This window comes from Frigoribacterium sp. Leaf415 (genome assembly GCF_001424645.1).
Lineage (GTDB): Bacteria > Actinomycetota > Actinomycetes > Actinomycetales > Microbacteriaceae > Frigoribacterium.
On record NZ_LMQR01000001.1, the window covers coordinates 1,793,066 to 1,807,688 of the forward strand.

A 14,623-nucleotide genomic window follows, 5' to 3' on the forward strand; every position below is an offset into this window, starting at 1 on the left:
GACCGGGGCGGACCGTCAGCTGGTCAAGGTGTCGAGGGTGACCTTCGTCGTGTCGGTCGTCCCGTCCCGGACGTAGGTCAGGTCGGCCGTCGCGCCACCGGCGAGGAACCTGACCTGCGCCGTGAGGTCGGTCCGGTCGCTGATCGGCACGCCGTTGAACTCGGTCACGACGTCGCCCTGCCGCAGGCCGGCGTTCTGTGCCGCGCCACCGGGGCTGAGCTGGACGATGAGGGCACCGACCCGGGTGGCCGCCGCGTCGCTCGTGGCGTCGTTCACGCTGGCACCGAGGAGGCCGTGGCTGGCCTTGCCGTTCGCCATGATCTCTTTGGCGACCCGCTGCACGAGGTTCGACGGCACCGAGAACCCGACGCCGATGCTGCCGGACGACTCCCCCGAACTGGCGATGGCGACGTTGAGGCCGATCAGCTCGCCCTGCGAGTTGAGCAGCGCACCACCGGAGTTGCCCGGGTTGATCGACGCGTCGGTCTGGATGACCGGCAGGGAGATGACCGAGCTGGCCTGGTTCTGCGTGGAGCCGTCACCGTTGTTGAACGAGAAGGGCCCCTGGCCGTTGTTGTCGTTCTGCTGTCCCTCGTCGCTGCCGTCGGTCGGCGCTGCCGAGGACTGCACGGTGATGCTGCGGTTGAGGGTCGAGACGATGCCGTCGGTCACCGTGTTCGACAGGCCGAGCGGTGCTCCGATGGCCACGGCCGTGTCACCGACGTTCAGCTTCGACGAGTCGGCGAAGTCGATCGGGGTGAGCCCCGTCGCGTCGACCTTCAGCACGGCGAGGTCGACCGTGGGGTCGAGCCCCACGACCTCGGCCGGCAGGATGCTGCCGTCGCTGAGCGTGACGGTGACGGTGCCCGACGCGCTGGCCCCGTCCAGGGTGACGACGTGCGTGTTCGTGACGATGTAGCCGTCGTCGCTCAGGATGACGCCCGAGCCGGTGCCGCCGGACTCGCCCGCCGTCACGTTGATCGTGACGACCGACTTCGTCGCCTTCGCCGCGACGGCCGTGACGACCGTCGCGTCGTCGTAGTCGTTCACCGTCAGGTCGCGGGACTCACCGGTCGCCGAGACCCCGGCCCCCGAGTCGCGGGAGAGCACCGCGGCGACGCCACCGCCCGCCGCGCCGCCCACGAGGACGCCGACCAGGAGGGCCGCGGCGACGGACCCCACGCCGCGCCGGCTCTTCTTCGGCTTCTCCGGGGGTGCCTGCCAACCCGCCGCGGCGTACGAGTTCGTCGTGTCGTACGCGAACGCCGACGGGTCGGAGGCCTGCTGCTGGTAGGGATCGCCCTGCTGGTACGACCCTGGCTGCTGGTAGGGGTCACCCTGCTGGTACGACCCTGGCTGCTGGTAGGGGTCACCCTGCTGGTACGACCCTGGCTGCTGGTGAGAACCCGGCTGCTGGTGAGATCCGGCCTGCTGGTACGGAGCAGGCTGCTGGTAGGAACCGGGCTGCTGGTACGAGCCGGACTGCTGGTACGACGACGGCTGCTGGTACGAGCCGGGGTGGGGCTGCGTCCGGTCGTGGGCCTGGTCGTGCCGCGCCTGGTCGGCCCCGGACTCGAAGGACCCGGCCTGCGGGGTGCTGCCGGGCAGGGGCGGAGCACCGTAGGTGACGCCCTGGTCGGCCGGGTACGGCGTCGTGGGCTGGGCGCCGTCGTGCGCGCTCCGGTCGTCGCCCGGGACGCCCTGCGAACCGTCGGCGGTGCCCTCGGGCGTGCGCGGGGCGCCGTCGTCGGTGTCGTCGTGGCGGGGGGTGTCGGTCATGGTGCTCCTTCCAAGCCCTGACAGCCTGGTCGCCCAAGCTGGGCGGATCATACGGCGAGCCTGTGAGCGGACTGCACCCAGCTTATGCGGCGGCTGGACACGACCACCCCGGCACCCGTCCCGCGGAGATACGGTGACGGGATCATGACTCCTCCAGCACCCTGGCAGCGCGCGGCGAGCGGCGCGATGCTCCTCGACGGCGCGGGCCGACTCGCCCCGACGATCTTCGCCGAGATGTCGGCCCTCGCCACGGCGACCGACAGCATCAACCTCGGGCAGGGCTTCCCGGACGAGGACGGCCCGGTCGAGGTCCTCGAGGCGGCGCACGAGGCCCTGCGCTCCGGCCTCAACCAGTACCCGCCGGGCCGAGGCATGCCCGTCCTGCTCGAGGCGGTCGCCGCCCACCAGCGGCGGTTCTACGACCTCGACCTCGACCCGCGACGCGAGGTGCTCGTGACCGCGGGGGCGACCGAGGCGCTGGCGGCGACGATCCTGGCGTTCGTCGACCGGGGTGACGAGGTGGTCACGCTCGAACCGTTCTACGACGCGTACGGGGCCGTCATCGGGCTCTCGGGCGGCGTCCACGTCACCGTGCCGCTCCGGGGTCCGGACTCGACGGTCGACCCGGACGAACTGCGCCCGGCCTTCGGACCGCGCACCCGGCTCGTCGTGCTGAACGATCCGCACAACCCCACCGGCAGCGTCCTCGACGACGCGACCAGGCGCCTCCTGCTCGAGCTCGCCGTCGAGCACGACGCACTCGTCGTCACCGACGAGGTCTACGAGCACCTGCTCTTCGACGGTGCGGTCCACGTGCCGTTCGCCACACTGCCCGGCGCGGCGGCTCGGACGATCAGCATCTCGTCGGGGGGCAAGACCTTCAACACGACGGGGTGGAAGATCGGCTGGCTGACCGGTCCGGCGGAGCTCGTCGATCGCATCGTCGCCGTCAAGCAGTACCTGACCTTCGTGAACGGTTCGGTCTTCCAGCCCGCGATCGCCGTCGGGCTCGGACTCCCCGACGCCTACTTCGAGGGGATCGCGCGCACGCTGGCCCACAAACGCGACGTCCTGTCCGACGGGCTGCGCCGTGCCGGGTTCGCCGTGCGCGCCAGCCACGGCTCGTACTTCGTGGTCGCCGACGCCGCCCCCCTGGGCTTCGACGACGCGGCCGACCTGTGCCGGCGGCTTCCCGAGCTGGCCGGTGTCGTCGGGCTGCCGATCAGCGCCTTCTGCCATCCGGTGCACGCCGCCGAGCAGTCGTCCCTCGTCCGGTTCGCCTTCTGCAAGCGCATCGAGGTGCTCGAGCGGGCCTCGGCCCAGCTCGCGTCACTCTCGGTCTGAGCCCCTCCCCGAGGGCGGGCCGCCGCCGTCACGGCGCGGGACCACGTCGTACCGACGCAGGGCCAGGGACGGGTTCGTCCGGCGCACGGCCGCGATCCGGTCGGCCGAGACCCGGCCCAGCGCCATCACGTCGACCTCGTCGCCGACCGAGGCGAGGGCCACGCCCGTCGGATCGACGATCGTGCTGCAACCGACGCCGACGGGCGGTGCGTGGTCCGCCGCGGCGACGTATACGGTGTTCTCGAGCGCCCTGGCCGTCAGCAGGGTCGTCCAGTGGTGCTGCTTGAGCGGTCCACGCACCCACTCGGCCGGCATCAGGACGACGTCGGCCCCGGCGTCGACGAGCGTCCGCGTGACCTCGGGGAACCTCAGGTCGTAGCAGGTCTGCAGGCCGAAGACGAGCCCGCCGAACTCGAAGGTCGCGGCGACGGCCAACGGGCCCGGCACGATCCAGCGGGACTCCTGCCCACCGAACGCGTCGTAGAGGTGCTGCTTCGAGTACGTGGCGACGACGCCCCGACCGGGCGCCACGGCCACGAGCAGGTTCTCGAACCGCGCCGGATCGGGCGACGCCGCGACCAGGCCGGCGACGAGCACGACGCCGAGCCGATCCGCCAGTGCGGTGAGGTGACGCACGAACGGCCCGTCCGTGGGCTCCGCGGCCTCGAGGTACGACGGCCCCAGCTCGGCCGAGAAGTACGACGAGTACTCGGGGAAGACGGCCACCTGCGCGCCCCGTCGGGCCGCCTCCTCGGTGAGGTCCGTGATCGTCCTCATGTTGCGTGCCGGGTCGTCACCGGGGGCGGTCTGCACCACCGCGACGACGACGTCGGGCGCGCCGCCGATGCTGTCGATGCCGCCGGTGCCGCCGGTGCCGCCGGTGCCGCCGGTGCCGCCCGTGCTCATCGTGCCCACCGCCCGGCTGCCAGCGCGGCCGCCTCGCCCAGCCAGAAGGAGGCGCGGGTCGTCGACTCGAGGACGTCGCCCGCCAGCTGCGTGGTCGACACGACGTCGGAGAAACCGTCAGCGGGCGCTTCGACGGAACCGGCGACGAGGACGACCGGGACTCCGGCCGCGTCGGCCATCCGCCGCACGAGCGAGACGGTCTTCCCGGCGGCGGTCTGACCGTCGAACCGCCCTTCTCCGGTGACGACCACGTCACCGTGGGCCAGGGCGTCCGCGAGTCGGACGGCCTCGGCGACGGCGACGGCCCCGGGCTGCAGACGAGCACCCCAGGCGAGCAGACCGAAGCCCGTTCCGCCTGCGGCCCCCGCCCCGGGGGTCGTGGGATCGACGTCGACGAGGCTCGCGAAGCGCTCGAGACCCCGTTCGAGCGCGAGGACGTCGTCGGCCGAGGCACCCTTCTGCGGCCCGAACACGGCAGCGGCTCCGTCGGGGCCGAGCAGGGGGCTGTCGACGTCGACCAGCAGGACGACGCCGTCGGGCGGGAGGGCGATCAGACCCGAGAGATCGACCCGGGCAGCCGTGGTGAGCCCGTGGTTGCCGGGACCGACGGGCTCCCCGAGAGAATCGACGATCCGGGCGCCGAGGGCCGCCAGAGCACCTGCTCCCCCGTCCGTCGACCCGCTGCCCCCGAGGCCGACGAGCAGCCGCACGGCGCCGGCGCCGACGGCCGCGCGGATGACGTCACCCAGACCGCGGGTGGTCGCGTCGTGCGGCGCGGGTGAGATCAGGAAGCCGAGCCCGCAGGACGAGGCGAGTTCGACGACGGCCGTGCCGTCGGGAAGCGCCAGCCAGGGGGCGTCGACGGGACGGCCGTCGGGGCCCTCCACGACGACCTCGTGGCGGATGCTTCCGGGGACGGCCCGCTCGAACGCGTCCAGGGTGCCTTCTCCGCCGTCGGCGAGAGGCAGCGCGACGATCTCGTCCTCGGGCCGAGACCGGGACCACCCTGCGGCGAGGGCGGCGGCAGCCTCGGACGCATCCAGGCTGCCCTTGAACGAATCGGGGGCGAGGACCACCCGGAGTCTCGACATGCCTCAACCTTGGCATGATCAGCCGCGACGGCACAGAGCCCCCGAGGGCTTGACGACAAGACGAAAGCCCCGGTCATTCGACCGGGGCTTTCGTCTTTCTTGTTGCGGGGGCAGGATTTGAACCTACGACCTCTGGGTTATGAGCCCAGCGAGCTACCGAACTGCTCCACCCCGCGGCACAAGAAGAAACACTAGCACGGCATTCGGGCGCCGTCCAATCGAGCCCCCCGGAGGCGACCGTCACATCGCCCCCTCCACGACGAACCCCCTCCCGGCGTGCCGGGAGGGGGTTCGTCGTCTTGCCTGTCGCGTGACTACTGACCGCTGGCTGCGACTGCGTCCTCGAGGGCGGTCTGGAGGCGCGTGTCGGCTTCCGCTGCCGCCACCAGGTCGTTCTCGGCGTAGGCCGCGGCACGGTCGGTCAGGGCCTGCTGTGCGTCGGCCAGGGCCTGGTCGAGCGCTGCGTTGTCGGTACCCGCCCCCGTGTCACCGGTGTCGGGCGTCGCCGTGCCCCCGTCGGTCGCCCCGTCGCCGGTGTCCGTGCCCGTTCCGGTGCCGTCGGTGCCGTCACCCGTGGTCGGTACGCCGTTGTCTCCGGCCGTCGCTCCCGAGTTGCCACCGAACAGCGAGTCGAGGGCGCCGTCGAGGGTGTCCTCGAAGGCGATCTTGTCGCCGAACGACACCAGGATGCGCTGCAGGACCGGGTACGACGTCTCGGAGTTCGACTTCACGTAGATCGGCTGCACGTAGAGCAGACCGCCACCGACCGGCAGGGTCAGCAGGTTGCCACGGACGACGCTCGTGTCGCCCCGGGTGAGGAGTGCGAGCTGGTTCGCCACCGCGGTGTCGGTGTTGAAGTTGTTCTGCACCTGTCCGGGGCCGGGCAACGTGTCGGTGCGCGGCAGGGCCAGCAACGTGAGCTTGCCGTAGTCCGACGAGATCTCGCCTGGCGTCGACCCCGCATCGGCGTTCGCCGCGAGGTAGCCCGTCAGGACGTTGCGCGCGTTCTCACCCGACTGCTGCGGGATGTAGGTCGAATAGATGGAGAACGCCGGGTCTTGGTCGGGCAGCTGCAGCGTCAAGTAGTACGGAGGCTGCAACGGCGGGTTCTGCGCGTTGCTCGTCGGCTCGTTGGGTGTGACCCAGGCGTCGTCGCTCGAGTAGAACGAGTCGGCGTCCGTCACGTGGTACGTGCCGAGGATCGCACGCTGCACTTTGAACATGTCTTGCGGGTAACGAACGTGCTGGAGCAGCTCGGCGGACATGTCGCTCAGGGGTGACAGCGTGGTCGGGAAGATCTTGTCGTACGTCTGCAGGATCGGGTCGCTGGTGTCCCACGCGTAGAGCTTGACCGAGCCGTCGTAGGCGTCGACCGTGGCCTTCACCGAGTTGCGGATGTAGTTGATGTTGTTCGACGCGTACACCGGGCGGTCGTTGTACGTGTCGGCGATCGCGTCGGACAACGCCTGCGGCTTCGAGTACGGGTACTCGTTCGTCGTCGTGTATCCGTCGACGATCCAGACCACCTTGCCGTCGACGACGGAGGGGTAGGGCGCACTGTCGATGGTGAGGTAGGGAGCCACCTTCTGGACGCGCTCGGTGGGGTCGCGGTCGTAGAGGATCTGCGACTGGTCGTTCACCGCGTCGGACAGGAAGATCTGCTCGGACTGGAACTTGATGGCGTAGATGAGCTTCTTGAAGACGTTGTCGAGCTTGGGCCCACCGTTGCCCTCGAAGGTCGTCGTCTCGTTCGTGCCGTTGTCGTTGCTGCCGGACGGGTAGTCGAGCTCGATGTCGTTGCCACCGTCGCCACCCACGATCGAGTAGGTCGGCGACTCCTGGCCGAAGTAGATCCGCGGCTCGTAGTCACCGGCGTCGCCGAGAGCGCCCGTCACGGGGATGCCGGACTCGAGGAAGACGGGCTGGCCGTCCGCCGACCGCTGGTTGCCGTACGCCGCCACCACGCCGTAGCCGTGGGTGTAGACGAAGGTCGTGTTGTAGGGGGTGGCCGAGTTGCCGAGCTGCGAGGTGTTCAGCTCGCGCACGGCGATGACCGTGTCTTGCACGTTGCCGTCGATGGTGTACCGGTCGACCGCGAGCTGCTCGGGGAAGCTGTAGTACTGGCGGTACTGCTGCAACTGGGCGAAGGCGTCGGTCACGAGGGCGGGGTCGATGATGCGGATGTTGGCGGTGGTGACGGCGTCGCCGGCCAGGGCGCCGGCCTCGGCGTCGGACTTCGCGTCGTAGGTCTGCTCCTCGACGTCGGCCACGCCGTACGCCTCACGCGTCGCCTGGATGTTGCGCTCGATGTACGGCGACTCGACCGTCCGCTCGCTGGGCTCGACCGTGAACCGTTGGACGATCCAGGGATAGATGCCACCGACGATGATGCTGATGATGATGAGCGCGGCCGTGCCGATGACCGGCAGGCGCCAGCGACCGACGATCGCGGTCACGATGAAGAGGATCGCGACGACGACGGCGATGCCGGCGAGGATCTGCTTGCCGGGGATGCCCGCGTTGACGTCGGTGTACGTGGCGCCCGTGAGCAGCTTGTTCGTGCCGTCGGACAACGTCGCGTACTGGTCGAGCCAGAGGCTGACGCCCTGCAGCAGGAGGTAGACGGCGGCGGTGACGGCCAGCTGGATGCGCGCGACCTTCGAGATGCGCACCTCCCGCCCGGTGAAGCGCAGCGCGCCGTAGAGGTAGCTGGTCGCGACGGCGGCGATGCCGGCGATGAGGACGACGGCCGAGGCGAAGCCGACCGCGGCCTGGTACAGCGGCAGTTCGAAGACGTAGAACCCGATGTCGAGCCCGAACTGCGCGTCGGTCTGGCCGAAGGGGGTGCGGTTGATCCACTCGAGGACGGTCTGCCACTGCGTCGACGTGGCGATGCCGGCGAAGAGGCCGAGCACGGCGGGGACACCGATGACGACGGCACGACGCAGGGGCTCGATGACCTGCTGGTAACGATCGAGCTGCGAGTTCAACTTGGCGTACACGGGGCGGAACCGGAAGGCCACCTCGATGCTGACGTAGACCGGCACCGCCATCGCCACGAAGCCCACCGCGAACATGACGAGGCGGGAGATCCACTGCGTCGTCAGCACCCCCGTGAACCCGAGCTGCTGGTACCAGAGGTAGTCCGTCAGCAGCGACGAGAAGATGAAGAAGGCGATGACCAGGGCGGCGAGGACGGCCACCGTGACCAGGACGGGCAATCGGGGCGAGCGTCGTGCGGTTCGCGACGATGCGGGTGACGTCAAGGGTGTGCTCCTGGCTGACGGGGACGTGGACCGCCATCCTACGTGTCGAGCCTGGCCGACCCAGCGTCCCCTTCTCAGCTTTGCGCGGGCTGCACGAACGCTATCGACCGGCCGTGCAGGTGGGCAGCGACGACGTGTCGCCCCCGCCCGCGACCGTCTCGAGCGCCGTGACCGCGTCGTCCAGCGTGGCGACGGAGTAGACGTCCAACCCGGAGGGCACGTTCCCGACGACCTCGGTGCAGTTCGTGGACGGCGCGAGGAAGACGGTCGCCCCGGCGTCACGAGCACCGTAGAGCTTCTGCCGGATGCCCCCGATGGCGCCCACCTCGCCCGACGCCGTGATGGTGCCCGTGCCCGCGACCTTCTCGCCGCCGGTGAGCTCGCCCGGAGTCGTCTTGTCGATGATCCCGAGCGCGAACATCATGCCGGCGCTCGGTCCGCCGACCTGGTCGAGCTTCAGCGTCACGTCGAAGGGGTACGTGTAGTCGACGCTGACCCCGACCCCGAGCAGCGGCGTGCCGTCGACCTCTTGCGGGGTGACCTGCTCGGTCACGCTCGTCCCTGCCCGGTCGACGACGACCTCGGCCGGCGTCGACGCACCGTTCGCCGCCACGAGGCCGCGGAGGACGTCCACGTCCGCGTCGGTGGCGAGACTCGTGCCGTTGACGCTGACCAGGACGTCGCCCTCGCGCAGGACGCCCTCGGCCGGGCTGCCCGGGGAGACCTGGCTGACGGTCACGGCGCTGGGGATGGCGTACCCCTCGTGGATCAACGCCGCGGCGATGGCGGACTTCTGCGAGTTCTGCATGTCCACGGCGTTCTGCTCGTCGACCTGGTCGTTCGACACCCCCGACGGGTACACGGCCTCGACCGGGATCACCGAACGGCTGCGATCCGCCCAGGCACGGACGACGTCGACCCACCCCGGCCGGACGTCCTGGTTGCCCTGGACGCTGACGGTCAGGAGGTCGAGCGTGCCCGCGGTGGGGTAGGTCTCGTGGCCCGAGACGGTGATGAGGGGTTGGGACGAGCCCTCGTAGTCGGCGCTGCCCAGGGTGTCGAACACCGGGCCGGGCTGTTCGATCAGGTACGGCCCCGGGAGCAGGCTCAGGACGACCGCCGAGACGACGGCCACACCCAGGAGGGGCCAGCCGACCCGGCTCGCACGGCGAGCGGTCGACGGGGAGGTGCGCGGGGGCGTGAAGAAGGCCACGGAGGGTCCTTTCGGGATCGGCCGGGGAGGCGCGGGTCGCGTTCGCCACGAGCGGAGCGCCGGCCCCGGGGCGGTGGCCGAATCCCAGGATCTTCGTGCGGCCAGCAGCTAGCGTAGTCAGCATGACCGATGATTCGCCGCGCGGGCCTGAGGACGAGTTCCGTGACATGCTGCGGCAGTTCCTGTCCGGCGGTTCCGACATCGATCCGTCACAGCTCGCCGGGGCCGCGGGGCTGCCCGACGACCCGGCCTTCGTGGCACGACTCATGAGCCAGCTGCAGAACGCCGTCAACAGCAGCGGTGACGGCATCGACTGGTCGATCGCCACCGAACAGGCGACCGCCGTGGGCACCCAGACCGCCGTCGCGCCGACCGCGGCCGAGACCGCCGCCCACGAGCAGGCCTTCCACGTCGCCGCACTGTGGCTCGACGACGTCACGTTCGTGGCCGAGCTCACCGCCACGCCCCGCCTGGTGACCCGGGCCGAGTGGGCCCGCCTGACCATGCCCGTGTGGAGCCAGCTCGCCGAGCCCGTGGCCACGTCGATCGCCGACTCCCTCACCGGCGTCCTCAGCGAGCAGGCTCCCGAAGAGATGCGCTCGATGCTCGCCGGGGCGAGCCAGGTCATGCGCAGCGTCGGCGGCACACTCTTCGCCATGCAGCTCGGTCAGGTCGTGGGCCAGCTCTCGACCGAGGTCGTGTCCGGCGGCGACGTCGGCATCCCCCTGCTCGACGAGCAGCAGGCCGCGCTGCTCCCCCAGAACGTCGCCGCCTTCGGCGAGGGCCTCGACATCGAGGCCGACCAGGTGCAGCTCTATCTGGCGGTCCGCGAGCTCGCCCACGCCCGCCTGTTCCGCCACGCGCGATGGCTGCGGCTGCACCTCATCTCGTCCATCCGCGAGTTCGCCCAGGGCATCCGCATCGACACGTCCCGGCTCGAAGAACTCGCGGTCGACTTCGATCCCTCGAACCCCGGCGAACTGCAAGAGGCGATGAAGAGTGGTGCCCTCATCCCTCCGAAGACCGACGAGCAGCTCGCCGCACTCGCCCGCCTCGAGACGACCCTGGCCCTGATCGAGGGCTGGGTCGACGTGGTGACCGCCCAGGCCACGGCGCGCCTCCCGAAGTCCGCGGCGATCGCCGAGACGGTGCGCCGGCGGCGCGCTGCCGGCGGGCCGGCCGAGTCGGCCTTCTCCACCCTGGTCGGCCTCGAACTGCGGCCGCGACGCCTCCGCGAGGCGGCCGTCCTCTGGCAGACCGTGTCCGACGCCGTCGGGGCCGAACGTCGCGACGACCTCTGGTCGCACCCGGACATCGTGCCCACCAGTGCCGACGTCGACGACCCCCAGGCCCTCGTGGCCCGACTGACGTCGAACGAACCCGCCTTCGACGACGTCGACCAGGCCATCCAGGACCTGCTCGACGACACGACCGACGACCGCCCACGCGAGGGCGACGACGGGTCGGCGATCGAGCCCGACGGGTCGGGGCCCGACCCGGACGCACCCCGGTCCTGACACCCCGCGTCCCCTCGGCACGCGGTCACCTGTGCACAACCCCTGATCCGCCCCGGCTCCACGACATGATCGGACGATGCCCCTCGTCCTCGATCCCCGCACCCCCGTCGTCTGGCGCGATCCGTCGACCCTCCAGGTCGGCGTCGACCGTCCGACGCTCGTCCTGAGTCCGGTCAGCAGGCTCGACGAGCGGGTGGTCGCCGCCGTCGCCGCGGGCCACGGAGCAGGCGGCCTGCCCACCCTCGTCGCCCACCTCGGTGTCGACCGCGCCGCGGTCGAGGCCTCGGTCGAGCGCTTGCGACCCGCGCTGGGCGGCGACACCGAGCCGATCGTCCCGCCGACCGTCGTCGTCGGCGGGCCGGGCCCCGTGGCCGATGCCGTCGCGCGCCTCCTGGGCTCCTGCGGGGCCGACGTCCGCCGGGCCCACGCCGATCTGCCTCCGCCGAGGAACGCCACGGGCGTCCTGGTCGGCGGGCACGTCGTCGACCCCGGGGTGGTCCGAGAGTGGGTGAGGTCCGACCTGACGCACCTCGTGGTGCGACTGGGCGATCGTCACGCGCGGATCGGCCCCGTGACGGTGCCCGGCACGACGGCCTGCGCCCGGTGTCTCGACCTCCACGCCGGTGAGGCCGACCGCGCCTGGCCCGCGATCGCCGGTCAGCTGAGCGCTCGTCCCCTCACCGCGCCTCCGCTGCTGTCCGTCCACGAGGTCGCCACGAGAGCCGCCCGCCGTCTGTGGTCGCGTCTGAGCGGCGCGACCGGTACACCCGAGGACTCCGAGGTCGAGTCGATCTCGATCGTCGAGGGTCTCGTCACTCGCGCGAACGTGCCGCCCCACCCGGAGTGCGGGTGCGCAGCTCTTCCACGAACCGGCTCACGCGCCGTTCGCCGCCGCGCCCCTGCCCCGACCGGCTCCACGACAGCCGCAGCCGCTCACGCGCCCTCGTGACGCCGACGTACAAGAGGCGGCGTTCCTCGTCGATCGCCGCGTCGTCCTTCGCGTAGCTGATCGGGACGAGGCCCTCGCTGAGACCGATCAGGTACACGCTGCGCCATTCGAGTCCCTTGGCCGAGTGCAACGTCGCCAGGGTGACCGCGGCCATCGTCGGCTCGTGTTGCCCGGCCTGGCGGGCGAAGAGCTCGTCGACGAACTGGCGGAGGGTCGTCCCGGGCGCCGACGCCTCGGCCAGGCCCATGATCGTGTTCAAGGACTCCCAGCGGTCGCGTATCGCGCCTCTCTGGTCGGGAGCGTCCTGCGTCCAGCCGAGCGACCGCAGGACGTCACTGACGGTCTTGAAGAGCGGCTCGCCCACGATGCTGACCGCCGCGCCCTTCATCATCATCAGGGCCTCTTTCACCTCGCGCAGCTCGAAGAACCGCGTCGCACCGTGGATGCGGGTCGACACGCCGACGTCGGCGAGCGCGCGCTCGATCGCCGCGGCCTGGACGTTGACCCGGTACAGCACGGCGATCTCTTCCGGGGCGACGCCCGAGCGGATCTCGTCGGCGATCGTCTCGGCGATGCCCCGGGCCTCGGCCGAATCGCTGGCGTACTCGGTCACGGGTGGCACGGGACCCGTCGTCTCGACGGCCGGGTGGAGGTGCAACGCCCCCGGCCGACCCCGCATGAGCTGGTTGGCCGTGTCGACGATCTGCCGCGACGATCGGTAGTTCTGCTCGAGACGGACGACCGTGGCGTCGTCGTACCGCGCGCCGAACCCGAGCAGGTAGTCCGACGACGCACCCGCGAACGAGTAGATGGTCTGGCTGGCGTCGCCGACGACGCAGAGGTCGTTCCGACCGCCGAGCCAGAGGTCGAGCAGGTCTTGTTGGAGGGGCGAGACGTCCTGGTACTCGTCCACGACGAAGAAGCGGTACTGCTCGTGCACCTGCTGGGCCACGCGCGGCTCGAGCTCGAGCATGCCGACCGTCGCGAGCAGCACGTCCTCGAAGTCGAGCTGGCGCCGTTCGTCCTTGACGGCCTCGTAGGCACGGTGCAGGTCGACGGCCTTCTCGACGCTGATCGACGGCGGCAGCGACCTGCCCGGCAGGGCCTTCGCGTAGTCCTCGAGGGTGAGCCGCGAGACCTTCCGCCACTCGATCTCGGCCGCGAGATCCCGCAAGGCCGCAGTGTCGATTTTCAGACGCAAGGACTCGGCGGCGTGGGCGAGTGCCTTGGCCTTGCTGTCGAGGAGGCGCGGCATCTGACCGCCCATCGTCTGCGGCCAGAAATAGGACAGCTGGGACAGGGCCGAGGCGTGGAAGGTGCGCGCCGAGACTCCCCCGGCACCCAGGTGACGCAACCGACCACGCAGTTCGGCGGCCGCACGTGAGGTGAAGGTGAGCGCCATGACGCGGTTCGGGGCGTAGACACCCGTGGCGACGCCGTACGCGATGCGGTGGGTGATGGCGCGGGTCTTGCCCGTCCCGGCACCCGCGAGCAGGCACACGGGACCGAGCAGTTTCGACGCCGCCCGGCGCTGCTGCTCGTCGAGCCCCGCGATCAGGTCGGCGGCCTCGGTCACTGGTCGATCTCGCCGCCGAACCAGTCCTCGATGATCGCGCGGGCGATGGACGTGCGCCCGGGCAGGACGATGTCGCCGAGGCCCGCGACGAGCTCGTCGCGGCTGAACCAGCGCAGGTCGAGGATCTCGGCACCGTCGGGGGTGAGCGTGCCGGGATCGTCGGTGTCGACCTCGGCCCGGAAGCCGAGCATGAGGCTCGCCGGGAACGGCCAGGGCTGCGAACCCAGGTAACGGGGCGACACGACGTTGATGCCGGACTCCTCGAAGATCTCGCGCTGCACGGCGTGCTCGAGCGATTCGCCGGGCTCGACGAAGCCCGCCAGCAACGAGTAACGGTTCTGCTCCCACAGGGCGTTCGAACCGAGCAGGAGGCGGTCGTCGGCATCGGTCACGCCGACGATGATCGCGGGGTCGGTCCGGGGGAAGATCTCGTGGCCGTCGTCAGGGTCTCGACGCACCCAGCCCGCCTTGTCGGTGACCAGTCGCCGACCGGTCCGCGGCGAGAACCGGTGGGAGTCGTGCCAGTTCGCCACGGCGACGGCCTCGACGGCCAGGCCGGCGTCGCGCGCGCTCAACGCCGTGCCCGACACTCGCGGGCTGCCCCAGGCCGAGTCGTCGGCCGCGAGCGACTTCGCGCGCTCGTCGTCGAGGAGCGCCGCCAGGAGGGGCGTGCCCACGGGTTCGGCGGCCGACGGGTCTTTCGAGACGCCGAGGTAGACGTAGTCGTCGGCGGGCGGGACCGACGAGGCCGGCAGCAGGGCCAGCGAATCCGCCGACGCCATGAGCGTGCGTCCCCGCCAGACCGGCAGCACACGGGTGGCCGCCGAGGCGAGCAGTTCGTCGACGACCCCGGCGCGCTCGCGGGTGAGGTAGTCACGGTCGACCTGGTGGCGGGACAACGGGAGCCGGGACGTGAGCGGCGAGGACATCGGACGACCAATCATCGCGAGTTGACAGCGTGGCGCACGGCAGGGCATCGCGT

The 14,623-nt window shown here is 70.9% G+C and carries 9 protein-coding genes and 1 tRNA gene; 2 read left to right on the forward strand and 8 right to left on the reverse strand.

Translation table 11 applies throughout. The annotated features are described in order from the left end of the window. Window positions 1-15: 15 nt before the first annotated feature. Entirely contained in the window at window positions 16-1,779 is a 1,764-nt protein-coding gene (locus tag ASG28_RS08275; RefSeq protein ID WP_055973989.1) for a S1C family serine protease, read from the reverse strand. A gap of 144 nt (window positions 1,780-1,923) precedes the next feature. Here ASG28_RS08275 and ASG28_RS08280 point away from each other — a divergent pair, with 144 nt between their 5' ends. Then, window positions 1,924-3,123, forward strand: coding sequence for an aminotransferase class I/II-fold pyridoxal phosphate-dependent enzyme (locus tag ASG28_RS08280; RefSeq protein WP_055973992.1), 1,200 nt, complete (start codon window positions 1,924-1,926; stop codon window positions 3,121-3,123). Here ASG28_RS08280 and ASG28_RS08285 read toward each other — a convergent pair. The 5 genes from ASG28_RS08285 to ASG28_RS08305 form a co-directional block, all read right to left on the reverse strand. Beyond that, on the reverse strand, window positions 3,109-4,029 hold the full coding sequence (locus ASG28_RS08285; RefSeq protein WP_082454751.1) for a carbon-nitrogen hydrolase family protein: 921 nt from the start codon (window positions 4,027-4,029) through the stop codon (window positions 3,109-3,111). The genes ASG28_RS08280 and ASG28_RS08285 overlap by 15 nt on opposite strands. Next, a complete protein-coding gene (locus tag ASG28_RS08290) occupies window positions 4,026-5,120 on the reverse strand; it encodes a glycerate kinase (RefSeq protein WP_055973995.1) in 1,095 nt (364 codons plus the stop codon). The genes ASG28_RS08285 and ASG28_RS08290 overlap by 4 nt, the downstream gene beginning before the upstream one ends. Before the next feature lie 102 nt (window positions 5,121-5,222). Further along, a tRNA-Met gene (locus ASG28_RS08295) sits at window positions 5,223-5,296 on the reverse strand. A gap of 138 nt (window positions 5,297-5,434) precedes the next feature. Further along, the gene (locus ASG28_RS08300) at window positions 5,435-8,341 is read right to left on the reverse strand and encodes a UPF0182 family membrane protein (RefSeq protein WP_442855988.1); all 2,907 of its coding nucleotides are present in this window, start codon (window positions 8,339-8,341) and stop codon (window positions 5,435-5,437) included. Between the two features lie 145 nt (window positions 8,342-8,486). After that, on the reverse strand, window positions 8,487-9,599 hold the full coding sequence (locus ASG28_RS08305; RefSeq protein WP_055973997.1) for a YlbL family protein: 1,113 nt from the start codon (window positions 9,597-9,599) through the stop codon (window positions 8,487-8,489). Window positions 9,600-9,721: 122 nt separating this feature from the next. On the opposite strand from ASG28_RS08305, the gene ASG28_RS08310 reads away from it, so the two are divergent. Then, window positions 9,722-11,116 carry a zinc-dependent metalloprotease gene (locus ASG28_RS08310; RefSeq protein WP_054145312.1) on the forward strand — a complete coding sequence of 465 codons (1,395 nt, stop codon included), beginning with the start codon at window positions 9,722-9,724 and terminating at the stop codon, window positions 11,114-11,116. Between the two features lie 812 nt (window positions 11,117-11,928). On the opposite strand, the gene ASG28_RS08315 is transcribed toward ASG28_RS08310, so the two are convergent. Continuing rightward, window positions 11,929-13,641, reverse strand: coding sequence for an ATP-dependent helicase (locus ASG28_RS08315; RefSeq protein ID WP_055974000.1), 1,713 nt, complete (start codon window positions 13,639-13,641; stop codon window positions 11,929-11,931). Further along, window positions 13,638-14,570 carry an NAD(+) diphosphatase gene (gene nudC, locus ASG28_RS08320; RefSeq protein ID WP_157485677.1) on the reverse strand — a complete coding sequence of 311 codons (933 nt, stop codon included), beginning with the start codon at window positions 14,568-14,570 and terminating at the stop codon, window positions 13,638-13,640. Before nudC ends, ASG28_RS08315 begins: the two co-directional genes overlap by 4 nt. Window positions 14,571-14,623: the final 53 nt, after the last annotated feature.